Here is a 24,052-nt window from a genome sequence, read left to right on the forward strand (position 1 = left end):
TGCTGCATTGCGGCAGCGGCGCGGTCAATCGCTTGTCGATTATTTCACTGCTGCGGCGGACGACGCATTGTTCGAAGCATCCTCGGCGGTGCGCGCCGCGCTGCTCTCGACGTTGGTCAGCAAGCCGTCGTGGTTGGCATCCTCGCGGTCGAAGCGCGCGAGGCTCCCGCTGATGAATTCGCGGTGGGTGATCTTGCCGTCGTGATCGGCATCGAGTGCGTTCAGTCGCTTGGCATATTTAACCGGAACCTCGGACTGCGCGATGGCGCCGTCGAGATTGCGGTCGAGCCGCGTCCAGCGGGCTTCGAGGAGCGTCTCATATTCGGCGCGCTTGAGCAGCGTCGGGGGCACGAAATTCGCCGCATACTCGTCATTGGTCGGCTTGGATTCGCATCCTGCCACAAGCAACAGACAGGTCGTGATCATCAGCCGGCGCATTCTCTTCTCCCGTTGAGGGGTGAACGGCGCGCCACGCCGATCGTTCCGGCACTGTCGTCGGGGCGCCGTCGGCAGCTCAGGCCTCGAGCTCGACGTCCCAATACAGCCAGTCGTGCCAGGTATCATGGAGGAAATTGGGCGGATAGCGTCGGCCGTGTTCCTGCAGCTGCCAGCTGGTCGGGCGGATCGCGTCGATATGCAGCGGCATCCCCGCCTGTTTCGGCGTGCGCCCGCCCTTTTTGAGGTTGCACGGCGAGCACGCGGTGGCGACATTTTCCCACGTCGTGCGACCGCCCTGCGCGCGCGGGACGATATGATCGAAGGTCAGATCGTTGCCCGCGCCGCAATATTGGCAGACGAACTTGTCGCGCAGGAACAGGTTGAAGCGCGTGAAGGCGGGGAAGGCGCTGGGGCGGACATACGATTTGAGCGCGATCACCGAGGGCAATTTGATCCGCTGCGTCGGGCTGCGCACTTCGCGCTCATATTCGGCGACGATGTCGACGCGGTCGAGGAACACCGCCTTGATCGCGGTCTGCCACGGCCAGACCGACAGCGGATAATAGCTCAGCGGGGTGTAGTCCGCGTTGAGCACAAGCGCGGGACAGCCATCGGGGTGGCGGATCAGATCGGGATGGTACACTTCGGCCCCTCCTTTACCACTGAGTGGCGCTTCCTGCGGGGCTTCAAGCCCATTAGGATGACGCTGTCATGACAGCGCTACCCGTCTCGGACGATTTCAGCACGGCGACCGACTCGCGGTCAAGTGCGCGCGTGGCCTCGGTCATCACGCGCTTTGCGCCGAGCCCGACCGGGCGGCTGCATCTGGGGCACGCCTTTTCGGCGGTGCGGGCGCACGACCGTGCGCGGGCGGCCGGCGGGCGGTTTCTGCTGCGGATCGAGGATATCGACGGCACCCGCAGCCGCCCCGAGCATGTCGCGGCGATCGAGGCCGATTTGCGCTGGCTCGGTTTGGCGTGGGACGGACCGGTGCTGTTCCAATCGACTCGGCTCGATGTCTATGCCGCCGCGCTCGAGCGGTTGCGGGGGATGGGGCTGCTGTATCCGTGCTTCTGCACGCGCGCCGAAATCGCGGCGAGCTTGAGCGCGCCGCATGGGCCCGAGGCGGTGTATCCGGGGACGTGCCGTGCGCTCGACGCGGATGCGGTCGCGGCGCGGGTCGCGCACGGGGACCGCTTCGCATGGCGGCTCGATATGGCCAAGGCGCTCGCCCTCGCGCCTCCCCTCCCTGGAAGGGAGGGGCTGGGGGTGGGTCGGCTAGAGGCGGGTGTTGCGCCCCACTACGGGCCGACCCACCCCTCGATCCCCTCCCGTCCAGGGAGGGGAGGCGTAAACTTGACTTGGACCGACGAAATCGCCGGCACGATCGTCGCCGATCCGCTCTCGCACGGCGACGTCATCCTCGCGCGCAAGGATGCGCCCGCGAGCTATCATCTTGCGGTGACGATCGACGATGCCGCGCAAGGCGTCAGCCATGTCGTGCGCGGAGTCGATCTGTTCGGCGCGACCCATGTCCACCGCCTGCTCCAGGCGCTGCTCGGTTTTCCGACGCCGATCTATCACCACCATGCGCTGATCGCGGGGCCCGATGGCGCGCGCCTCGCCAAGCGCAATCACGCGCCGACGCTCGAAAGCCTGCGCCTCGCTGGCGAGGACGGGCCTGCGCTTGCGGCATCGCTGCGCGCGGGCATTGGCTTTGTCGCAGCGAACGCCTAGATTGACTGCATGAGCACATTTCTCACCATCTTGCTGGTCGCCGCGATGATTGCGGTGGTTGTCGTCCTCGTGCGCGGGCTGGTGGTCTTCCTGCTCGGTGCCAGCCAGGATCTGCGCGACGGGACGTCGAACGATGCCGTCTCCGCCTCGTCGATCAAGTCGAACAAGATGATGCAATATCGCGTGATGTTCCAGGCGATTGCGATCTTCCTGGTCGTCCTGCTGATGTGGCTCGCCGGCAAGAGCTGAGCCGCTCGCTCTCGGGGAATCCAGCATGGTCAAGCTCAACCGAATCTATACGCGCACCGGCGATGACGGCACGACGGGCCTCGTCGACGGATCGCGCACGGCCAAGGACGCCGCGCGGATGGCGGCGATCGGCGATGTCGATGAAGCGAACAGCACGATCGGTGTCGCGGTCGTCGCCTTGCGCGGTGCCGGGCTCGATCTCGCCTGGCTGCCGGCGTTGCTCGAGCGGATCCAGAACGATTTGTTCGACCTCGGCGCCGATATCGCGACCCCGAGCGCGGGGGAGGATGACGATTTCGCCCCGTCCGAGATGACGCTGCGCATCGTCGCGTCGCAGGTCGCGCGGCTCGAGGACGAAATCGACCGGATGAACGCCGAACTGGGCGCGCTGACGAGCTTCATCCTGCCCGGCGGCACCGCCCCGGCGGCGGCGTTGCACGTCGCGCGCGCGACCGTCCGGCGGGCCGAACGCGCTGGCGTCGCGGCGGCGCGCGAGGTCGCGATCAACCCGCTCGCGCTCGCCTATTTGAACCGGCTCTCGGATTATCTTTTCGTTGCGGCTCGCGCAGTGAACCAAAAGGCGGGTGGCGACGTTCTTTGGCGACCCGGCGCGACGCGATAATCGCACCAGCGCTGCCGGGACTCGCTGTCCGTCAAGGTGACGGCGCGGGTCATACGGGGGAATGGTGAGATGACGACGCGACCGCAGACCGCCCCGATGCCCGACCCTGCGGGTCTTGCCACCCGCTTCGAAGCGGTGCGCGGCTTGACCGTCGGCCTGGTCGCGCCGTTGTCCGACGCCGATGCGACGGCGCAGTCGATGGACGATGCCTCCCCCGCCAAATGGCATCTCGCGCACACGACCTGGTTTCTCGAAACCTTCGTGCTGCGCGATTTCGTGACGGGCTACACGCTCTATGACGCGCGCTTCCCCTTCCTGTTCAACAGCTATTACGAAGCCGAGGGGCAGCGCCATGCGCGCAACCGGCGCGGAATGGTGACCCGCCCCGCGCTCGACGAGATCCTCGCCTATCGCGCGCATGTCGATGCGGCGGTGCTGGCCGCCTTGCCCGATCTTCCGCAAGCTGCGCACGATCTGATCGCGCTCGGCTGCCATCATGAGGAGCAGCACCAGGAACTGCTCGTCACCGACATCCTGCATCTGATGGCGCAAAATCCGATCGAGCCCGCGATCTGGCCCGCCGCGCGCAAGGTGCCCGTCGCGATGCCGGGTCCGATCGGCTGGATCGAAGGTCCGGCCGCGGTGACCGAGATCGGGCATGACGGCGACGGCTTCGCGTTCGACGCCGAGGGGCCGCGCCACGCCGTGCTGCTCAGCCCGCATGCCATCGCCGACCGTACCGTCACCAACGGCGAATGGGCCGCGTTCATCGCTGATGGCGGCTATGCCGAGCCGCGCCACTGGCTGTCGGACGGCTGGGCGTGGGTCAAGCGCGAGGGCATCGTCGCGCCGCTCTATTGGGAGCAGGGCGAGTCGGGTTGGACGCGCTTCGGGCTCGACGGACGCCGCGCGATCGATCCTGCCGCGCCCGTCACGCACGTCAGTTTCTACGAGGCCGACGCCTATGCCAGCTGGGCGGGCGCACGGCTGCCGACCGAGGCCGAATGGGAAGTCGCGGCGAGCGCGCACGATTCCGCCGGCGGGAACCAGATGGACGCGCCCGGCCCGGTCGAGCCGCGGCCTTCGGCGGGCGGTCCGGCGTTCTTCGGCGATGTGTGGGAATGGACGGGCAGCGCCTTCCGCCCGTATCCCGGCTTCCGCGCGATCGAAGGCGCGGTCGGCGAATATAACGGCAAGTTCATGAGCGGCCAGTGCGTGTTGCGCGGGGGCTCCTGCGCCACGCCGCGCGGGCATGCACGCGCCAGCTACCGCAATTTCTTCTACCCGCACCAGCGGTGGCAATTCACCGGCGTGCGGCTCGCGAAAGACCTTTGAGATGTTGAAGCAGGAAATCGAGGACGGCCAGGCGTCGCTGGCCGACCCGGCGTTTCGCCAGGATGTATTGCGGGGCTTCGACATGCGTCCGCGCGCGATCCCAGCGCGCTGGTTCTATGATCGCGCCGGGTCCGAACTGTTCGAGCAGATCACCGATCTCCCCGAATATTATCCGACACGGACCGAGACGGCGATCCTGCGCGCGTGCGCGCCCGAGATCGCGGCGCGCGCTGGTGAGGGGCGTGCCGTCGTCGAATTTGGCTCGGGATCCTCGACCAAGACGCCGATCCTGCTGCAGGCGGTGGCGCCTGCGGCTTATGTGCCGATCGACATTTCGGGCGACTTCCTGCGCGAATCGTCTGCGGGGCTGGCTTCGGCGTTTCCCGGGCTGGACGTGCTTCCGGTCGAGGCCGATTTCATGCATCCGATCGCCTTGCCGATGCAGGTCGCAGCGACGCCCAAGCTCGGCTTCTTCCCCGGCTCGACGATCGGCAACATGATCCCGCATTCGAGCGTCGATCTGCTGCGCGCGATGAAGGAATCGCTCGGCGAGGGCGCGATGCTCGTGATCGGGATGGACCGCATCAAGGACGCGGCCACGCTCGAGGCGGCGTATGACGACGCACAGGGCGTCACCGCGGCGTTCAATCTCAACTTGCTGACGCGGATCAACCGCGAGCTTGCCGGCACGATCCCGGTCGAGCGCTTCCGCCACCGCGCGATCTGGAACGACGATCGTGCGCGGATCGAGATGCATCTCGAGGCGACCGAGGACGTGGCTTTCACGATCGAGGGGCGGCCGTTCGAAATGACCGCGGGCGAGACGATCCACACCGAGAACAGCCACAAATACGGCGCGCGCGACGCGCGCATCCTGCTGCGCGCGGGCGGGTGGACGCCGATCGCCGAATGGACCGACCCCGAGGGCAAGTTCGCGGTGATCCTCGCCGAAGCGCAAGCGGCACGGCTCGCACCGTAAGACCTTCCCCGCCGCGCCAAATCCGCTATCGACGCGTCAAACGGATAGGAGCGGACGCATGGATACGGTCGGAGTCATCGGGGCAGGACAGATGGGCGCGGGAATCGCGCAGGTTTCGGCGCAAGCCGGATACCGCGTGCTGCTTTCGGACATGAACCTCGCGCGCGCCGAGGCGGGCAAGGCGGGCATTGCCAAGCAGCTCGACCGCGCCGTCACCAAGGAAAAGATCACCGCCGAGGCGCGCGACGCCGCGCTCGCGCTGATCGAGCCGGTCGAGAGCGTCGCGGCGATGGGCCCGGCGTTTCTGGTGATCGAGGCGGCGACCGAGCGCGAAGAGATCAAGCGCGCGATCTTCGCCGAGGTCGGCAAGGTGTTGTCGCAGGACGCGGTGCTCGCCTCGAACACTTCGTCGATCCCGATCACGCGGCTCGCGCAGGCGGCACCCGATGCGGCGCGCTTCGTCGGCGTGCATTTCTTCAATCCGGTGCCGGTTATGGGGCTGATCGAATTGATCCGCGGTCTCGCCACGTCGGATGCGACGGTGACGACGGTCGAGGCCTATGCGGGGCGGCTCGGCAAGCAGGTCGTGCGCGCCAACGATGCGCCGGGCTTCATCGTCAACCGCGTGCTGATGCCGATGCTCAACGAAGCGTGCTTTGCGCTCGGCGAGGGCGTCGCGACGATCCGCGACATCGATCTCGCGTGCCAATTGGGGCTCAACCATCCGATGGGTCCGCTGACGCTCGCCGATTTCATCGGGCTCGACACGTGTCTGGAGATCACGCGCGTGCTGTTCGAAGGGACGGGCGACCCCAAGTTCCGGCCTGCGCCGGTGCTGGTGAAATATGTCGAGGCGGGCTGGTTCGGCCGCAAGACCGGACGCGGCTTCTACGACTATTCGGGCCCGGAGCCCGTGCCGACGCGCTGAGGTGCGTAAGCCCCTCCCGTGGAGGGGAGGGGTATAGCGTTACCCAGGCCGGCGCATCTCGAAGCGCGTGTCGTCGCTGATCTCGAAATAATCGGCCGGGCCACCGCCGCGCAGGATCGGATGCGCTGCGGCGGTGCGGTAAGCGCCATCCTCGATCAGCTGCGGCGCGATGTGGATGCCGACGACCTCGCCGAGGATCAGCCAGGTGTCGATCTCGGCGCCATCGATGCCCTGCAAGCGCAGCGTCTGGGTGTGGCGGCACTCGAACGCGACGGGGCTCGCCGCGACGCGGGGTGGGCCGACGATCCGCGAGGGCGCGGCCTCGAGCCCGGCAAGCTCGAATTCGTCGACGCCGGCCGCGACCATCGCCGCACTTGCATTCATCGGCGCGGCGAGCTCGCGCGTCGCGAGATTCCAGACGAATTCGCCCGTCGCGGCGATATTGGCGACGCTGTCCTTCCAGCCGATCGAGGCGAAGCCGACGACCGGCGGGCGATAGTTGAGCAGCGTGAAGAAGCTATACGGCGCGAGATTGCGTGTGCCGTCGGTGGCGAGCGAGCTGATCCAGCCGATCGGGCGCGGCGCGACGATCGAATTGAGCGGATCGTGCGCTAGGCCGGGGACGGCGGCATGGCCGTTGCGCGGTTCGTAGAAATGCAGGTCTGACATGATCGGGCGGCCCTTGGCTCATATGTGCGGTCGTGTTTGCGGTTTCGTCGGCGCGTCGCTGCGACTAAGGTGTAACCGAGCCGCCGTGTGGCGCGAATAGGGATCTGCATGACCGACGCACCCCAGCCAACCCCGGGACAACCCGCTTCGCCCACGGCCGTTCCCGCGAGCACCTCGATCTATCGCCATCGCCTCGCGACGCGGGTCTGGCACTGGGTCAATGCGGTGACGATCGTCATCATGATCGGCAGCGGGCTGACGATCCTCAACGCGCATCCGCACCTCTATTGGGGCGAATATGGCGCGAATTCGGATCATTCGTGGTTCAATCCGCCGCATATGCCGTCCTATCTGACAATCCCGGCGGGCTACAATCTGGCGATCGCGCGGCGTTGGCATCTGCTGTTCGCACTCGTCTTTGGCTTCGGCCTCCTCGCCTTCATGGTCGCGAGCTTGCTCAACCGCCATTTCCAGAAGGATCTGCGGATCCGCCTGAAGGAGCTGGCGCCGTCGCACTTGTGGTTCGATCTGAAGGAGCATCTCGCCTTCCGCTTCCACGATCCGAAGCATCCGGCGGCGTTCAACATCTTCCAGAAGCTGTCCTATGCGCTGACGATCTTCGGGCTGATCCCGGCGATGATCGTCTCGGGGCTCGCATTGTCGCCCGCGATGACCGCTGCGTGGCCGTGGTTGCTCGCGGTCGTCGGCGGGCGCGCATCGGCGCGGTCGGTGCATTTCATCGCCGCGTCGGGGCTGGTGGTGTTCATCATCGTGCACCTCGTGCTCGTGATCCTCGCGGGCGCCTGGCCCGAGGTGAAGTCGATGCTGACGGGCTGGTGGCGCGTGCCCGAAGACCGTGCGGAGGAAGCGGCATGAGCGGTATCATCACGCGGCGCGCTTTGCTCACCACTGGCGCGCTCGGCGCGGGCGCGCTGCTGAGCGGGTGCGATCAGGTCGCCAACACACCTGCGTTGCGCAAGATCCTGTTCTCGGGCGAGACAATCAACGAGGGGTTGCAGCGCGCATTATCGAACCGCGGCAGCCTGGCGAAGGAATATCGCCCCGACCAGATGTCGCCCTTCTTCCGCACAAATGGCACCCGCAACCCCAACACGCCCGATTACACCGCGATGGTCGCGGACAAGTTTTCGCAGTGGCGGCTGCAGGTCGGCGGGCTGGTCAACCGGCCGCTCGCGCTGTCGCTCGCGCAGCTCCAGGCGATGCCGGCGCGGAGCCAGATCACGCGGCACGATTGCGTCGAGGGGTGGAGTGCGATCGGCCAGTGGCACGGCCCGCTGCTCGGCACGCTCCTCAAGGCGGCCGACGTGCGCACCACGGCGCGCTATGTCGTGTTCACCTGCGCCGATCTGTTTTCGGGGCAGCATTATTATGAGTCGATCGACCTGATCGATGCCTTCCATCCGCAGACGATCCTCGCCTGGGCGATGAACGGGCATCTGCTCGACGTCGGCCACGGTGCGCCTGTGCGACTGCGCGTCGAGCGGCAGCTCGGCTACAAGCAAGCGAAGTACATTATGCAGATCGACGCGGTCGCTTCGCTCGCCGGGATCGGCAAGGGCAAGGGTGGCTATTGGGAAGATGCGATCGATTACGATTGGTATGCCGGCATCTAATCGCTAAATACGCGCAGCTATGGCTTTGATCGACTTATTCCTCGCCAAGCGCGTCAAGCGCGGCACGCTCACGCTCCATCATGCCGATGGCAAGACCCGCACCTTCGGCACCGCGACACCGGGTTTCCCCGATATCGTTCTGCGCTTCACCGATGCCGGCGCTGCCGCCGCGATCGTGCGCGATCCGGGGATCGGCGCGGGCGAGGCCTATATGAACGGGCGGATGGTGATCGAGCAGGGTGACGCGCGCGATCTCGTCAAGCTGCTGATGAAGAACGATCCGTGGGAGGCCGGCCAGAACGGGCTCGCCGCGTCGCCGCTGCGGCGCGCGGTGCAAGCGGTGACGCTGCGCTTCGGACGGGTCAACATGGCGCGCCAGTCGAAGCGCAACGTCGCGCATCATTACGATCTGTCGGATCGGCTGTACGATCTCTTCCTCGATGCCGACCGGCAATATAGCTGCGCCTATTTCACCGATCCGGCCAACTCGCTCGAGCAGGCGCAGGACGACAAGAAGGCGCATATCGCCGCCAAGCTCGCGCTCGCGCCAGGGATGCGCGTACTCGACATCGGCTGCGGCTGGGGTGGGATGGCGCTGTATCTTCACCAGCAGACCGGGGCGGAAGTGCTCGGCGTGACGCTCAGCGAGGAGCAGTTGAAGGTCGCGCGCGAACGGGCAGACGCGGCGGGGGTGGCGGACAAGGTCAAGTTCGAGCTGATCGACTATCGCCATGTCACGGGGAAGTTCGACCGGATCGTCTCGGTCGGCATGTTCGAACATGTCGGTCCCGCCAATTACACCACCTTTTTCCGCCAGTGCCGCGATCTGCTGACTGAGGACGGCGTGATGCTGCTCCACACGATCGGTCGTGCCGGCGGGCCGGGCGTGACCGATTCGTGGACCGCAAAATACATCTTCCCGGGCGGCTACAATCCCGCTTTGTCGGAGATCGTCGCGGCGAACGAAGGGCTGCGCTTCATGATCACCGACATCGAAGTGCTGCGGCTGCATTACGGCTACACGCTCGACCAATGGTACGATCGCGTCGTCGCGGCGCGCGACGAGATCATCGCACTGTATGACGAGCGCTTCTATCGCATGTGGCAATTCTACCTCGCCGGGGCGGGGCAGTCGTTCCATTACGGCAGCATGGTCAATTACCAGGTCCAGTTCGCCAAGAACCGCCATGTCCTGCCGATCACGCGCGACTATATGCTCGAGGGCGAGCGCGCGATGCGCTCCCCGACGGTTGCACCTGCCGCGCTGGTCGCATAGGGCGCACCCGCGCCAAAACCGAAGGATTCGCTCGCATGACTGATCAGATCAACCGCGTCGTCCTCGCCTATTCGGGCGGGCTCGATACCAGCGTGATCCTGAAGTGGCTGCAGCAGACCTACAATTGCGAGGTCGTCACCTTCACCGCCGATCTCGGTCAGGGCGAAGAGTTGGAGCCGGCGCGGCGGAAGGCAGAAGCGGCCGGCGTAAAGCCCGAGCACATCTTCATCGACGATCTGCGCGAGGAATTCGTCAAGGATTACGTCTTCCCGATGATGCGCGCCAACGCGCTCTATGAGGGGCTGTATCTGCTCGGCACCTCGATCGCGCGGCCGCTGATCGCCAAGCGCCAGATCGAGATCGCCAAGATGCTGAACGCCGACGCGGTCAGCCACGGCGCGACCGGCAAGGGCAACGACCAGGTCCGCTTCGAGCTCGGCTATTACGCGCTCGCGCCCGATATCAAGGTGATCGCGCCGTGGCGCGAATGGGATCTGACCAGCCGCACCAAGCTGATCGAGTTCGCCGAACAGCACCAGATCCCGGTGAGCAAGGACAAGCGCGGCGAAGCGCCGTTCTCGACCGACGCCAACATGCTGCATACCTCGTCCGAAGGCAAAGTGCTCGAGGATCCATGGGACGAGGTTCCCGATTACGTCTATTCGCGCACGGTCAATCCCGAGCACGCGCCGAACGAGCCCGAGACGATCACGATCGATTTCGAGGGCGGCGACGGCGTCGCGATCAACGGCGTCGGCATGTCGCCGGCGACTTTGCTCGAGACGCTCAACGAGATGGGCCGGCGCCACGGTATCGGCCGGCTCGACTTGGTCGAAAACCGCTTCGTCGGCATGAAGTCGCGCGGGATGTACGAGACGCCGGGCGGCACGATCTATCACCTCGCGCATCGCGGGATCGAGCAATTGACGCTCGACCGCGGCGCGGCGCATCTCAAGGACGAGCTTGCGCCGCGCTATGCCGAGCTGATCTACAACGGCTTCTGGTTCAGCCCCGAGCGCGAGATGCTGCAGGCGGCAATCGACCACAGCCAGAGCAAGGTGACGGGCACCGTCCGCCTCAAGCTCTACAAGGGCAATGTCTCGGTCACCGGGCGCAAGTCGCCCTTCTCGCTCTATTCGGAGAAGGTCGTCACCTTCGAGGACGATCAGGGCGCGTACGACCAGCGCGATGCGGCTGGCTTCATCAAGTTGCAGGCGCTCCGCTTGCGGCTTCTGGGGCGGCGTGATCGCGCCTAAGCGTTTGACAACAGGCGGATGGGGTCAAGTGACGCGCGAAAACGGCGCGATCTAACTTCGCCTTAACCCCGTTCGCCTAAGTCGGTCGCGATGGACGCTCGCGAATCCCGATTGGCCCGCCGGAGCGACGCACTGTGTGCGCTCGCGCTGGCGGCGCTGCTGGGTGCGGTCTGGGCGTTTTGCGACCGGGGGTCGCTTTCGTCACTGCACCTTCCCGACGCCGACGCCATGCTGCGGCTTCAGCAGATTCGCGACTGGCTGGCGGGGCAGGGGTTTGCCGATCTGCGTCAGCACCGGCTCGGTGCTGCGCCCGGACTTGCGCTGGAATGGTCGCGTCTGCCCGACCTCGCGCCCGGCGCGATCATCGCTGCGCTCGCACCGATCGCCGGCGCGCCGCTTGCCGAAATGATCGCCGTGATCGTCTGGCCGACCGCGCTGTTCGCTGCGGCGCTGCTGCTCGTCACACGGATCGCGCGCGCGCTTGGCGGCAGCGCGATCGCGCGCACCGCGACCGTCGTCGCCGCGATTGCCTTTCCCGCAACCACGATCTTCCTGCCCGGCAGGATCGACGCCGCCGGGCTGCAGATCGTGCTGGTGCTGGTCATGGCGCGCGCGCTCGTCGCCCGGGCGGCGATCGAACCGGGCCTGGTCGCCGGACTTGCGGGGGCGGCGAGCCTTGTCATCGGGGTTGAGTACGCCCCGCTGATCGTGGCGGTCGGCGGTGCGATGGCGATCGAATGGCTGCGCGCGCGCAGCGGCGCCGACGACCGGATGATGGGGCTGGGGATCGGGCTCGGAGCGGGGCTGCTCGCCGCGTCGATCGTATTCCGGCCGATCGTATGGACTTATGCAGCGTGCGACGGCTTCACCATGACCGCCTGGCGCGCCGGAGTGATCGCCGCCTTCGCGCCGATGGGCATGGCGCTCGCCGCGCGCGACATCGCCAGTCCGGCGACGCGTGCGGTGTTGGGGACGATCATCATCGCGGTGGTCGCGACGGGGATCGTGCTGGTCGCGCCGGAATGCCTTGTACCGGATGGCGGCATCGATCCGATCCTCGTCCAGCTGTGGCGCGCCGAGATTGCCGACGCGCGGTCGGTCACCATAGCGACGCTGCCGACCGCGATCGGCTATGCCGGGATGATGGTCGCGGGCGTGCTGGCGAGCGGCTGGCGGCTGTATGCGACGCGCGACCAGCGTTGGGCCGGTCTGCTGATCGTCCAGCTTGCCGCGCTGCTGTTGAGCTGCGCGCAGATGCGCGGTGCATATGCCGGTGCGATCCTGGCCGCGCCCGGGCTCGCGGCGGTGATCGCCGCGGCGCGCACGCGGGGTGTGCTGCCGCTGGCCGGGGCGTGGATCACGTCGGCTGGGATTCTGTATCCGATCGCCGCGCAGGCATTCGTCCCGAGCCGCAGCGCCCGCGAGACTGCGGCGGACAGCTGCACCGCGCCAGCGACACTCGCGATGCTGCGACGTCTGCCCCCCGGTGGCTTGCTCGCGCCGCTCGAGCTCGGCGCCTATGCGATCGGCGCGACGCAATTGAGTGTGGTCGGTGCGCCCTATCATCGCAACGCTGCGGGCAACCTCGCGGTCTATCGCTTCTTCGTCGGCACCCCGGCGCAGGCCGCGGCGATCGCGCGCGGCTGGGACGTGCAGTATGTTGCGCTGTGCGGCGACAGCTTCGGTTCGGCCGGCGGCGCCTCGCTCGCCTATGCCATTCGGCAGGGCCATGCGCCGAACTGGCTCGTGCCGATCGCGCCGCCCGGCCGGGCGTTTGCCCTCTACCGCGTCGAAGCACGCTTGTTTTCGCAAACGCCACCGCAGTAAGACCCCGCAAATGCGGGAAGGTTTCTCAATATCGCGCTGCTCGCAAGTGCGCTGGTTCGGGTATGTCGCGATCACCGCGACGGCGTGCCCATCGGCATCGCGCCGTGTCGTCTCCTGCCGGTCAGATCGGCCACGTGGCGCATACCGGGCCGCTCGTGTTGCACTGCCTGGCGCGACTTCGCTTGTCGCACCGCCCGTTTCGCCGGTAAGGCGCTAGCATGCCGAACGAGACTTCTTCCGATCTACAATGGTGGCAGACGCGCTGGTTCGTCGCGGTGATGGCGCTGATTGCGATCATCCCCTTGCTGCGTCCCGAAATCCCGCCGCTGGTCGATCTGCCGGGCCATATGGGGCGCTACCGCGTGCAATTGTCGCGCGACGAATATCCGTGGCTGTCGGACTGGTACAATTTCAACTGGCAGCTGATCGGCAATCTCGGGATCGACATCCTGATCATCCCGCTTGCCAAGCTGTTCGGGCTCGAGCTCGCGGTGAAGCTGCTCGTGATGACGATCCCGGTGCTGACCGTTACCGGGCTGCTGTGGATCGCGCGCGAGGTGCATGGGCGCATCCCGCCGACCGCCGTGTTCGCGCTGCCGCTTGCATACAGCTATGCCTTCCAGTTCGGCTTCGTCAATTTCGCCTTCTCGATGGCGCTCGCGCTCAACGCGTTCGCGCTGTGGCTGCGGCTCGCGCGGCACCAGCGCTTCGGCTTGCGTGCGGCGATCTTCGTGCCGCTCTCGTGCATCATCTGGGTGGCGCACACCTTTGGCTGGGGCGTGCTCGGCGTGCTGGCGTATTCGGCCGAGATGGTCCGCCAGCATGATGCGCGGGTCGATCGCGGTCCGCTAAGCTGGATCAAGGCATGGCTGCGCGCCGGCGTCGGTTGCGTTCCGCTCGCCCTGCCGATGGTGTTGATGGTGGTGTGGCGCAGCGGCGAGCATGTCGGCGGGCAGACCGGCGACTGGTTCAACTGGCGCGCCAAGATCGGCTATATGACGATGGCGCTGCGTGACCGCTGGATCACCTTCGACCTCGCCGGGATGGCGATCCTGCTGCTGATCCTGTTCCGCGGTTTCCGCGATCCGAGCGTCGAATATTCGCGCAATCTCGGCCTGTCGGCGCTGTTCCTGCTCGCGGTGTTCATCCTGCTGCCGCGGATCGTGTTCGGATCGGCCTATGCCGACATGCGGCTCGCGCCGTTCATGCTCGCGATCGCGGTAATCGCGGTGCGCCCCAAAAAGGGCCTGTCGATCCGTGGCAGCGCGACGATCGCGGCGCTCGGGCTCGCTTTCGTGCTGGTGCGGATCGCGGCGGGTACGGCGAGCTTCTGGATGTTCGCGCAGGATTACGACCGCGAGTTGAAGGCGCTCGATCATCTCCCGGTCGGCGCCAAGCTCGTCACCTTCGTCGGCGCGCAATGCGGTGCGCCGTGGAAAATGACGCGGCTCGAGCATCTCCCCGCGATCGCGCTCGAGCGCCGCGCGGCCTATGCCAACGATCAATGGTCGATGGCGGGCGCGCAATTGCTCACGGTGAAATATGTCCGTGCGCAGCGCTTTGCGCACGATCCGTCCGAGATCGTGACGAGCGTGCAATGCCCGCGCGAATGGTGGCGCCCGATCAGCAAGGCGATGGCGCGCTTCCCGCGCAATGCCTTCGACTATGTCTGGCTGATCCGTCCGCCGGCATACGATGCGAAATTCAACCAGGGGCTGATCCCGATCTGGCGCGACGGAAGCAGCGTGCTGTTCCGCGTCGATCACAGCCAGCGCGGCATCGAGATCAGCGATGCCGCGCTGAAAACCGCACGCCCGCGCCCGACGCCGTTCTAACCCTTTTTGAACGGCGTCATCGCGCCGAGGAATTCCTGGTCGGATTCGACCGAGGCGCGTTCGCGCACCAGGAAATCGGCGATCGCGCGGCGGAAGCCCGCATCGGGGATGTAATGCGCCGACCAGGTCGGGACCGGGACATAGCCGCGCGCGAGCTTGTGCTCGCCTTGCGCACCCGCCTCGACGGTCTTCAATCCGCGCGCGATCGCGGCGTCGATCGCCTGGTAATAGCACAGCTCGAAATGCAGGAAGGGGACATCCTCGGTGCAGCCCCAATAGCGGCCGTAGAGCGTGTCCTCCCCGATCAGGTTGAGCGCGCCCGCGATGGGACGCCCGTCGCGCTCGGCAAAGATCAGCAGGACGCGCTCGGGCATCGTTTGGCCGAGCAGCGTGAAGAACTGCCGCGTCAGATACGGCTGGCCCCATTTGCGCGCGCCGGTGTCCTGATAGAACACCCAGAAGGCGTCCCAGTCGGCCTCGCTGATGTCGGCGCCCGAGATGTGGCGGATCGTCAGGCCCTCGACCGCGCCAGCGCGCTCCTTGCGGATCGCCTTGCGTTTGCGGCTGGCGAGATCGCCCAGGAATCCGTCGAAATCGGCATAGCCCTGGTTCTGCCAGTGGAACTGCGTGCCCTCGCGGATCAGCCAGCCCGCCGCCTCGAATGCGGGGAGCTGTTCGGGCGCGACGAAGGTGGCGTGCGCGGAGGACAGGCCGTGCTGGTCGGTCACCGCCTCGATCGCGGCGATCAGTGCGGGTGCCTGGACGGGATCACGCAGCAGCAGCCGGGGGCCGGGCGCGGGGGTGAAGGGCACGGCGATCTGCAGCTTGGGGTAATAGGAACCGCCGGCCCGCTCCCACGCGTCGGCCCAGCCATGGTCGAAGACATATTCGCCCTGGCTGTGGCTCTTGGCATAAGCCGGGGCGATCGCAGCGGGCTTGCCGTCGGCGCCGTCGACGATGATCGGGATCGGTTGCCAGCCGGTGCGCGACCGCGCGCTGCCTGACGATTCAAGGATCGACAGGAAGGCGTGGCTGACGAAGGGATTGGCGGTGCCGGCGCAGGCATCCCAGTCTTCCGCCGGGATGGCGGCGATGCCGTCGACGATACGGGCGGTGACGGCGTTCTTCACGTCCCCAAGCTAGGGGGTCGCAGGCGCTTTCTCAACCGCTGGCGCCGCGAACGACCAGCATAAAGCGAGCAGGAGGAACGGCGTGACGAATTCGCGGTGGCGTTCGCCGAATTCGAACCACACGCCGAACAGCAGCAATTGGAGCCCGCAGGCGGCGATCAGCAGCACGAGCGTGAAGGGCAGGCGGGGACCGAGCTTGAACGCCGCGCCGCCGAGCAAGGCGAGATGCGCGAGCATCGACAGCGGCCACAGGGCGGCGGCGAGCACGCGTGGCACCGGCGGACCCATCGCGACGAGCCGCGTCACGCCGAACTGCGCGATGCCCGACGCGCGGACGAATTTGGTCAGCGTCAGCCGGACGAAGCCGACCGGATGCGTACGGATCCACTCGACCGCGATCGCGCCGATGCGCTTGCCGTAAGCGAGCTCGGGGATCCCCTTGAGGGCGGGCGGCGGCGGTTGCCAATTGCCCGTCGCATCGGGATTGTTGCCAATCCACAGGCTCGCGCCGCTCGCGGTGGTGAGCGGGACGAAAGCGTGGAACACTGCCCAGTTGCGCACCCACCACGGCACCAGCACCACCGCTGCGACCACGCCGCCTTGCAGTCCCGTGCGCAGCATCGGCCACAGCCCGATCCGGCCGACGAGCACTAACCCGAACACAGCGGCGAGCGGCGCCTCGCCCGGCTGCGTCAGGGCGAGCAACCCGGCCGGAACCCCGAGCGCGAGCGCACCGCGCCAGCCCGCGCGGCGATCGATCCAGGCGAGCGCCAGCAAGAGGACGAGCAGCGCGCACAGCGACTCCTTCTGCGCAAGCGGCGCCGAAAACAGCACCGACGGCCAGATCAGATAGAGCCAGGCGGCGCGGCGTCCGGCCACTGCACTGCCGAGCCGGGACCCCAGGACGAACAGCAGCCATGCCGTCGCACCATCGGTCAGCGTGCCGAGCGTCAACACAGCGGCCGTGTCGAACCCGAAAACCGCGCCCCAGCCTGCCAGCAGCAGCGGATAGAGCGGGGGAAACAGCGCGCGCCACGCCGAGCCGAAGAACGGATCGTGGATCACCAGCCCGTGGCCAGCGAGCAGGCCCTTGGCGAGATTGAGATAGGCGTTGGGGTCGCCGGTCGATGTGCGCCCGACGGCAAGCAACGCGAAGACGCTGCGGACCACCACCAGCGTCGTCGCCAGCGCGGCGAGCGGCCCGATGCCGGGGCGCTCGCGCAGGATGTCGAACCCGGTTGCGGCGAGGGCGATCCAGCCGGCGACCGCGCCGATCGAAGCGACGGTGATGCCCCATCGCGCGTTCAGATCGGGGATCGAACTGAGCCCGTAGAGCAGCAGCAGCCCCAGCGCCGCCTGGACGCTCCATCTGGTCCAGCGCTCGATCTGGGTCCTGCGCGGCATCACTGCCCGAAAGCAGTCACTCGGTAGAGCAAGGTGATCGCGACGCGGCGGTTGCGCGGATCGGAGGGATTGTCCTTGATCATCGGCTCGCGGTCGGCGACGCCCTCGATCCGGTTGAACCGCGTGTCGGGCAACCCACCCGCGGCGAGCCGGCGCCGCGTCGCTTCGGCGCGCGCGCTCGACAGCATCCAATTGTTCATCGCGAGCGGATCGCCATAGCCCAGATTGTCGGTGTGCCCGCGGATCATGATCGGGTTGTCGGTGCCCTTGATCGATTTGGCAATCATTCCGAGCAGCGCCGACGCGCGCGGATCGAGTTGCGTCGTGCCGAGATCGAACATCGAGTAATCGGCATCGTCGAGCAGATCGATTCGCATCCCGTCATTGGTCTTGACGAAGCGGACATGGTTCGAGAGGCGCGCGAGGGCCGGGTTGGTCGCCATCGACTTGGTCATGGCGTGCTTCATCGCCTCGAAATTCTTGCGATCCTCGGTCGTCAGCGCCTTGTCCTTGAGCGTGCCCTTCTGCCCGGTGCCGACCTGGTCGCCGCCGATCGCCTCGACCGGGATCGTCATCGAGCGCGTGCCGGTCTGCGAGGCGCGGTGTGCGTAATTGTCCTTCGACGTCATCGAATCGCCACCGAAGATGCCGTTCGAGCCCGCGCTGTTTTCCTTCATCTGGACGAGCGTCGGCGAGAAATAATCGGCGAGCGCCTTGCGCTGCTTTTCATTGGTCGCACCGAGCAGCCACATCAGCAGGAAGAATGCCATCATCGCCGTCACGAAATCGGCATAGGCGACCTTCCATGCGCCGCCGTGATGGCCGCCATGACCCTCGATATAGATCTTCTTGTAGATGATCTTGGGCGGCACGTTGGCGCCGTGCGGGGCGCGGGCGGCGGCCATCAGCGTCGGCCTGTCGGAAGGGGCTCACGCGACGGCGCGAAGGCGCGAAGCGGAGAGGAGTCACGCGGAGCCGCGGAGACGCGGAGGAAGAAGGAGGCGTTTGCGCGGCAGCGCAGAGCGCGCAGTTCCCGCAAAGCAGGATGCGCGCGCGCCAGCGCGCTGTCGTCTTCCGCACGGCAATGGTGCAGCGCTGCCGAAGCAACGACGTGCGACGCCGCCGCGTCTCCGCGTCTCCGCGTGAAAGTCTTTTTCGCGCCTTCGCGGCTTCGCGTTAGATCCGTCACGATTACCGCCCCCGCAACCCGTCGAACACCTCGGCGAAGCCGGGTTGGTTCGAATGCGCGATGCCAGAGCGCGCTGCTTCGATGACGAGCGGCTGCGGGTGGCCGTGGAGCGAGGCGATGATGATCTGCTTGACGACATGGTAGATCGCGCCATCGGCATCGAGCACTTGCTTGAGGCGATTGGCGAGCGGCGCGACGATGCCGTAGGCGAGCAGAACGCCCATGAAGGTGCCGACCAGCGCCGAGCCGATCATCGCACCGAGGATCGCCGGCGGCTTGTCGATCGACCCCATCGTCTTGACCACGCCGAGCACCGCCGCGACGATGCCGAGCGCGGGGAGCGCGTCGGCGAGCGTCGCGATCGTGCCTTGCGGGCCCTCGACCTCGTGGTGGTGGGTCTTGATCATGTTGTCCATCACGTCCTCGACGGCATGGACGTCGAGCGTGCCCGACGACACGACGACGAGCCGGAGCGTATCGGCGATCAGGTTGGTCAGCGCATGATCCGACAGCAGCCGCGGATATTCGGCGAACACTGCGGAGGAAGCGGGATCCTCGACATGCGGTTCGAGCGCGATCGGGCCTTCGGTGCGCAGCATCTTCATCAGCTTCGACACGAGGAAGATGACGTCGAGATAATCCTGCTTCTTGTATTTCGGGCCCTTGAAGACCTTCATCAACCCGCCGCCGAGTGCCTTCAGCTCCTTCATCGAATTGCCGATGATGAGCGCGCCGACTGCGGCGCCGCCGATGATCAGCATCTCGTGCGGGATGGCCTCCATCACGGGGCCGAGCGCGCCGCCGGTGATCGCGAAACCGCCGAAGATCATCACGAGAAGAACGACTATGCCGATGACCGGAAACATGAGTGGCGGTGGCCCCTGGCTGACGCGGGTCGGGTGGACCTGCGGACTATGATGACGGCTTAGCGGGGATTGGTGTTCAACCAGTTAACCAACGAAGGTTTGTTTTACCCCGATCGCCCTCAGGAGCGGGGCGAGCCGCGCCGATCGCTTGCGCTCCCGGCGGAAGACCGGCTTATTTCAGGTAATCGAACAGCGAGAGCGAGCCGAGCTTGGTGAAGCTCGCTTGCGTTGCCGAAAGCACCGTCATCGTCTTCTGCAGTTCGGCGATCGCGCTCGACAGGTCGGTATCCTCGAGCGCCGAGCGATCGAGCTCGCGCGCGCTGGCGGCGTCGGTCGACTGCGTCGAGACGATGTCGAGCCGCGCCGCGCGCGCGCCGACCGAGCCCTGGACCGCGTTGACCTGCGTCATCGCGCCCTTGAGTCCATCGGCCGCCGTGCCCGCAGCACTCGAAATGTCGCCGCCCGCGTTGAGCGCCGAGATGAAGTTCGAGAGCACCGCAAACGCATCGGTCGTGCCGCCGCCGCTCGTCGGGATGTTGCCGAACACGCGCTGCGCGCTGTCGGTCGCCTGGATGTTGGTGCCGTCGGCGATCGGGATCGCCGAGACTTCGCCCGTGCCGCCAAAGCTGACCGTGCCGTCGGCGGCCTGGGTCACCGCATTGGTGCCAGTCGCCGCGCCGAACAGCGGCTGGCCGCGCGCATCCTTTGTTCCAGCCAGATTGACGAGATCGTCGCGGATGCTCTGCAGCTGGATCGCGATCGCCTTGCGGTCGGTGTCATTGAGCGTGCCGTTCGCGGCTCGCGTGGTAAGCTCGGCCGCCTGCTGGAGTTGGGTGCCGATCGCGCTCAGCGTCGAATCCGACTGCTGCAGCAGCGATGTCGCCATGCTTACATTGCTGGCATAGGCCTTGCTGTCGGCGGTCGCCTGTTTGATCGTGGAAAGGCGGTTGTACGCGACCACGTCGGCGGACGGATCGGTGAACTTCTTGGTCGACGCGATCTGCGTGTTGAGCGTATCGGCCTTGGCCGACAGCTTCGACAGCTGGGACGCTCCGGTGTCGTAGAATTGGCTGGTGCCGATCTGCATGGCGGGTCCTAGCGGATGTCGAGGATCGACTGGAGCGTGTCGCGCGCGACCTGGATCACGCGGCTCGACGCCGAATAGGCTTGCTGGAAGCGCAGCAGGTCGACCGCTTCGCTATCGAGGTTGACCCCCGATACGGCGTCGCGCGCGGCAATTGCATTGTCGCGGATCGACCCTTGCGCTGTCGCGACTTGTTGGCGGCTGGCGAGCGTGGCGGCGTTGCTCGAGACGAGCGCGGTAGCCTTGGTCTCGAACGCGCCGGTGGTGCGCAACGTGGCGAGATTGGCGAGATTGCTGTTGTCGCGCGGGCCCGCGCCCTTGGCGGCGGCGGCGATGCCGTTCGGGTCGGTGAGTGCGACGGTGATGTCGGTCGCGCTGCTGCCGGTCGCGAACAGCGCTGCGCCGGCAGTGCCCGTGAGGTCGCTGCCTTCCGCCTGGACGGCGTTGACGCCGCTGGTGAAGGCGCTGGCGATCCCACCGAGCTGGATGCGGGCATCGGCGATCCGCGCTGCGGCTTCGACCACGCCCGCAAGCGCGCCGCCCGACGAGGTCACCGGCGCCACGCCGTCGGCGGCTTGAACGGTGAAGGCGACCGTCCCGTCGGTGCCACGCGCAAAGCCGACGCTTGCCGACTGGTTGCCCGCGACGAGCGTCGGGCCGCCGCCGTTGCCGAGCTTCACGCTCGCGCGCCCGGCCGAGTCGGTCGAAACCGAGAGATCGCTGATTGCGCTCATCTGATTGAGAATCGAATCGCGCTGGTCGGCGAGTTGCGCCGCGCCGTTCGAACCGGGTTGTACGCGGCCAAGCCCGTCATTGACCTTGGCGAGCGCAGTTCCGAGCGCGGTCAGCGTCGTCACCGCCTGCGTCGCGGTCGTATCGAGATCGGCGTCGAGGCTGTCGAGCGCCTTGCCTGTCGCAGCGAAGCTGGCGGCGACGGTCTTGGCCTGTTCGAGCATCGCTGCGCGCGGCGCCGATGCGGTGGGATCGGCGGCGACGGTCTTGGCCGAATTGAAGAAGCCGGTGATCTGCTCGCCGACCTGGTTGCCGGTCAGCGCGTTCTGGATGCGGCCGAGCCATTCGACGCTGGTGTCGGTCCGCGCGAGATCGGCGCTCGCGTTGCGCACGTCGGCGGCACGCAGCGAGTCGGCCGAGCGCGTAATTCCGGCGGCGATGACGCCTTGCCCGACCGCGATCTTGCCGCCGCTCGCGATGCCGAGCGCGGGCGCGACTTCGCGCAAATCCGCGGTCCGCTTGGCATAGCCCGGCGTCGCGGCATTCGCGATATTCTCGGATACGGTGGTGAGCGCGGTCTGATACGCCTTCACCCCGCTCGCGCCGATGCTGAGCAGGTCGCTCACGGCGTCTTGCCCTCAGCCGGCGGCTCGGCGGCGGGCTGCAGGGCGGCCTGCGACTTGGCGAGGAACGCGGTCATCGCCTTGCCGATGCCGAGCGGCGCGTGCTCGGCCATGTTCTGCGCGACTTGCGTGTCCTGCATTTCCTTGAAGGTATCCATGCCCTTCGAGCCGAACAGGCCATCCTCGGCGAGATGCGTCGACCGCATCGACTTGACCATCATGCCGGTGAACACCGCTTCGAACTTCTTGCCGGCAGCCTCGAGATTGGCGCGGCTCTGCAAGCGGCTGGTGTCGACGCTGATGCCTGTCGTCGGGCCCGGGATCGGGGTGATGGCGGGAACGTCGCTCATAGCACGATCAACTCGGCCTTGAGCGCGCCGGCTTCCTTCAGCGCTTCGAGGATCGCGACCAGATCGGCCGGCGAGGCGCCGATCGCATTGACCGCCTTGACCACGTCGGACAGCTTGGGGCCGGGCTCGAGCAGGAACATTGGGTGCTTTTCCTCGTCGACCGCAACTGCGGACTTTTGCTGCTTGGCGGTCTGGCCCTGGCTGAACGGCAAGGGCTGGCTGACCTTTTCGGTTTCGTCGATCCGCACCGTCAGCTTGCCGTGTGTCACCGCGGCGGTGCCGACGCGGACCGCAGAGTTGATAACGACTGTTCCCGTCCGGGCATTAACAATTACTTTTGCCGAGGGTTCGGCCGAGACGACGTCGAGGTTCTCGATCTCGCTCATCAGCGTCGCGCGGATGTCGCCGCCGACCGGCGCGCGCACCGCGACCGAAACGGCATCGGTCGCTTGCGCGGTGCCCGCGCCGAGCCGCGAATTGATCGCGCCGGCGACGTTCTGCGCTGTCGTAAAATCGGCGCGTGCGAGGTTGAAGGTCAGGGTGGGCGTGTTCTCGAACCCGGTCGCGACCGCGCGCTCGACCGTCGCGCCTTCGGGGATGCGGCCCGCCGAGGGAATGTTGACGACGATCGTCGAACCGTCCTTGCCCTCGGCACCAAGGCCACCGACCGCGAGATTGCCCTGCGCCATTGCATAGATCTGGTTATCGGCGCCGAGCAGCGGGGTCATGATCAGCGCGCCGCCGCGCAAGGACTTGGCCTTGCCCATCGAGGCGACGGTGATGTCGAGCTTCTGGCCAGGCTTGGCGAAGGGCGGCAGATCGGCGGTGATCATCACGACGGCGGCGTTCTTGAGGCCGGGGTTGACGTTTGCGGGCAATTGCAGCCCGAAGCGCGAGGCGACTGCCTTCATCGACTGGATGGTGTATTCGAGATTGTCGTCGCCCGTGCCCGGAAGGCCGACGACGATGCCGTAGCCGGTCAGCTGGTTGGTGCGGATGCCCTGGAAGCCGCCGAGATCCTTGATCCGGTCGGCCGAAGCGGGGGTGGCAAACAGCACGGCGAAAAGGAAAGCGAGCACCAGCTTCCAGCCGTCACCCCCGCGAAAGCGGGGGTCCCGCTTCTTGCCCGCGGTCCGAAGGAGAAGCGGGACCCCCGCTTTCGCGGGGGTGACGGGGGGGAGGGCGCGCGAAAGGGTCATCAGAACGGGCTCACCACCGAGAAGAAGCGGCTCAGCCAGCCCTGGCGGCTCGCGCGCGCCACGTCACCCTTGCCGGTATAGGCGATCTGCGCGTCGGCGACGCGCGTCGAGGGGATGCGGTTGTTGGCGTCGATATCGGCCGAGCGGACCAGCCCCTTGATCTGGACGAACTCGTCGCCGCGGTTGAGCGTGACGCGCTTCTGCCCTTGGACGAGCATCGTGCCGTTCGAGAGCACCTTGCTCACCGTCACGCTGACTTCGCCCGACAGGCTGTTCGACTGGTCGGCGGCGCCGCTGCCGTTGAAATTGCGCGATCCGCTCATCGACACGTCGGTGCCCTGGAACAGCGCGAGCCGGCCGGTTGTCGGCGGGATCAGGCTGAGGCCGCCGCTCGAGCCGAGCTTTGAATTGGCGGATTTGGAGGCAGCGGTCGCCTCGACCAGCACGATCGTCAGCGGATCGCCGACGCGGCGCGCGCGCGTGCCTTCGTAGAGCGCGGCATAGCCAGTGCTCGCTTGGAAGATCGACCCGTTCGCCACGAGCGGCGCCTCGGGCTCGGCTGCGGGGAGTGCCGCCGAGAAATCGACCGGGGGCTTCTTCTTGCCGCCGAACAGGTTCGCTTGCGCGACCGTCGGCACCAAAGCGAGCGTCAGGACGCAGGCGATTCGGAGAGAGAGGGATGTCATGGTG

24 protein-coding genes are annotated in these 24,052 nt (G+C 66.7%); 12 read left to right on the forward strand and 12 right to left on the reverse strand.

Translation table 11 applies throughout. The features are described from left to right. Positions 1-39: 39 nt before the first annotated feature. Complete coding sequence (locus tag IE187_RS15425; protein ID WP_189676981.1) at positions 40-426, reverse strand: EF-hand domain-containing protein; 387 nt, start codon at positions 424-426, stop codon at positions 40-42. Positions 427-514: 88 nt separating this feature from the next. Next, entirely contained in the window at positions 515-1,081 is a 567-nt protein-coding gene (locus tag IE187_RS15430) for an HNH endonuclease (RefSeq protein WP_140852173.1), read from the reverse strand. Between the two features lie 68 nt (positions 1,082-1,149). On the opposite strand from IE187_RS15430, the gene IE187_RS15435 reads away from it, so the two are divergent. From IE187_RS15435 to IE187_RS15460, 6 genes are all read left to right on the forward strand, one after another. After that, positions 1,150-2,175 carry a glutamyl-Q tRNA(Asp) synthetase gene (locus IE187_RS15435; RefSeq protein WP_189676982.1) on the forward strand — a complete coding sequence of 342 codons (1,026 nt, stop codon included), beginning with the start codon at positions 1,150-1,152 and terminating at the stop codon, positions 2,173-2,175. A gap of 9 nt (positions 2,176-2,184) precedes the next feature. Then, a complete protein-coding gene (locus IE187_RS15440; protein WP_133191606.1) occupies positions 2,185-2,424 on the forward strand; it encodes a twin transmembrane helix small protein in 240 nt (79 codons plus the stop codon). 25 nt (positions 2,425-2,449) lie between these two features. Then, on the forward strand, positions 2,450-3,046 hold the full coding sequence (locus IE187_RS15445) for a cob(I)yrinic acid a,c-diamide adenosyltransferase (protein WP_189676983.1): 597 nt from the start codon (positions 2,450-2,452) through the stop codon (positions 3,044-3,046). Between the two features lie 96 nt (positions 3,047-3,142). Further along, positions 3,143-4,381: an ergothioneine biosynthesis protein EgtB gene (gene egtB / locus IE187_RS15450; RefSeq protein WP_229839462.1), complete on the forward strand. Its 1,239-nt coding sequence runs from the start codon at positions 3,143-3,145 to the stop codon at positions 4,379-4,381. Position 4,382: 1 nt separating this feature from the next. Further along, entirely contained in the window at positions 4,383-5,360 is a 978-nt protein-coding gene (gene egtD / locus IE187_RS15455) for an L-histidine N(alpha)-methyltransferase (RefSeq protein ID WP_133191609.1), read from the forward strand. A 58-nt stretch (positions 5,361-5,418) separates the two neighbouring features. After that, positions 5,419-6,288, forward strand: coding sequence for a 3-hydroxybutyryl-CoA dehydrogenase (locus IE187_RS15460; RefSeq protein WP_189676985.1), 870 nt, complete (start codon positions 5,419-5,421; stop codon positions 6,286-6,288). 39 nt (positions 6,289-6,327) lie between these two features. Here IE187_RS15460 and IE187_RS15465 read toward each other — a convergent pair whose 3' ends face one another. Next, positions 6,328-6,957, reverse strand: a complete 630-nt coding sequence (locus IE187_RS15465; protein WP_189676986.1) for a flavin reductase family protein — start codon at positions 6,955-6,957, stop codon at positions 6,328-6,330. A 108-nt stretch (positions 6,958-7,065) separates the two neighbouring features. Here IE187_RS15465 and IE187_RS15470 point away from each other — a divergent pair, with 108 nt between their 5' ends. From IE187_RS15470 to IE187_RS15495, 6 genes are all read left to right on the forward strand, one after another. Continuing rightward, positions 7,066-7,833, forward strand: coding sequence for a cytochrome b/b6 domain-containing protein (locus IE187_RS15470; protein ID WP_189676987.1), 768 nt, complete (start codon positions 7,066-7,068; stop codon positions 7,831-7,833). Further along, positions 7,830-8,591, forward strand: coding sequence for a molybdopterin-dependent oxidoreductase (locus tag IE187_RS15475; RefSeq protein WP_189676988.1), 762 nt, complete (start codon positions 7,830-7,832; stop codon positions 8,589-8,591). Before IE187_RS15470 ends, IE187_RS15475 begins: the two co-directional genes overlap by 4 nt. Positions 8,592-8,610: 19 nt before the next feature. Further along, the gene (locus tag IE187_RS15480; protein WP_189676989.1) at positions 8,611-9,867 is read left to right on the forward strand and encodes an SAM-dependent methyltransferase; all 1,257 of its coding nucleotides are present in this window, start codon (positions 8,611-8,613) and stop codon (positions 9,865-9,867) included. A 35-nt stretch (positions 9,868-9,902) separates the two neighbouring features. Next, positions 9,903-11,123: an argininosuccinate synthase gene (locus IE187_RS15485; protein WP_189676990.1), complete on the forward strand. Its 1,221-nt coding sequence runs from the start codon at positions 9,903-9,905 to the stop codon at positions 11,121-11,123. A 90-nt stretch (positions 11,124-11,213) separates the two neighbouring features. Further along, positions 11,214-12,950: a hypothetical protein gene (locus IE187_RS15490; protein WP_189676991.1), complete on the forward strand. Its 1,737-nt coding sequence runs from the start codon at positions 11,214-11,216 to the stop codon at positions 12,948-12,950. Positions 12,951-13,168: 218 nt separating this feature from the next. Further along, positions 13,169-14,785 carry a hypothetical protein gene (locus IE187_RS15495; protein ID WP_189676992.1) on the forward strand — a complete coding sequence of 539 codons (1,617 nt, stop codon included), beginning with the start codon at positions 13,169-13,171 and terminating at the stop codon, positions 14,783-14,785. Here the strand turns inward: IE187_RS15495 and IE187_RS15500 are convergent. The 9 genes from IE187_RS15500 to IE187_RS15540 all read right to left on the reverse strand — a co-directional run bounded on the left by IE187_RS15500 (position 14,782) and on the right by IE187_RS15540 (position 24,048). Beyond that, on the reverse strand, positions 14,782-15,915 hold the full coding sequence (locus IE187_RS15500; RefSeq protein WP_189676993.1) for a GNAT family N-acetyltransferase: 1,134 nt from the start codon (positions 15,913-15,915) through the stop codon (positions 14,782-14,784). The two genes, IE187_RS15495 and IE187_RS15500, sit on opposite strands and share 4 nt — an antisense overlap. A gap of 9 nt (positions 15,916-15,924) precedes the next feature. After that, positions 15,925-17,319 (reverse strand): glycosyltransferase, encoded by a 1,395-nt coding sequence (locus tag IE187_RS15505; protein WP_189676994.1) that lies wholly within the window; start codon positions 17,317-17,319, stop codon positions 15,925-15,927. After that, a complete protein-coding gene (locus IE187_RS15510; protein ID WP_189676995.1) occupies positions 17,319-18,224 on the reverse strand; it encodes a flagellar motor protein MotB in 906 nt (301 codons plus the stop codon). The genes IE187_RS15505 and IE187_RS15510 overlap by 1 nt, the downstream gene beginning before the upstream one ends. Positions 18,225-18,510: 286 nt before the next feature. Continuing rightward, complete coding sequence (motA, locus tag IE187_RS15515; RefSeq protein ID WP_133191621.1) at positions 18,511-19,374, reverse strand: flagellar motor stator protein MotA; 864 nt, start codon at positions 19,372-19,374, stop codon at positions 18,511-18,513. 172 nt (positions 19,375-19,546) lie between these two features. Next, the gene (locus IE187_RS15520) at positions 19,547-20,461 is read right to left on the reverse strand and encodes a flagellin N-terminal helical domain-containing protein (protein ID WP_189676996.1); all 915 of its coding nucleotides are present in this window, start codon (positions 20,459-20,461) and stop codon (positions 19,547-19,549) included. Positions 20,462-20,469: 8 nt separating this feature from the next. Then, positions 20,470-21,816, reverse strand: a complete 1,347-nt coding sequence (gene flgK / locus IE187_RS15525) for a flagellar hook-associated protein FlgK (protein ID WP_189676997.1) — start codon at positions 21,814-21,816, stop codon at positions 20,470-20,472. Next, the gene (locus tag IE187_RS15530) at positions 21,813-22,163 is read right to left on the reverse strand and encodes a rod-binding protein (RefSeq protein WP_133191624.1); all 351 of its coding nucleotides are present in this window, start codon (positions 22,161-22,163) and stop codon (positions 21,813-21,815) included. The genes flgK and IE187_RS15530 overlap by 4 nt, the downstream gene beginning before the upstream one ends. Then, entirely contained in the window at positions 22,160-23,242 is a 1,083-nt protein-coding gene (locus IE187_RS15535) for a flagellar basal body P-ring protein FlgI (protein WP_354288133.1), read from the reverse strand. Before IE187_RS15535 ends, IE187_RS15530 begins: the two co-directional genes overlap by 4 nt. A 119-nt stretch (positions 23,243-23,361) precedes the next feature. Beyond that, positions 23,362-24,048, reverse strand: a complete 687-nt coding sequence (locus IE187_RS15540; protein ID WP_229839444.1) for a flagellar basal body L-ring protein FlgH — start codon at positions 24,046-24,048, stop codon at positions 23,362-23,364. Between the last annotated feature and the right edge of the window lie 4 nt (positions 24,049-24,052).

Source organism: Sphingomonas glacialis, from assembly GCF_014653575.1.
In the GTDB taxonomy this organism is placed as follows: Bacteria; Pseudomonadota; Alphaproteobacteria; order Sphingomonadales; family Sphingomonadaceae; genus Sphingomonas; species Sphingomonas glacialis.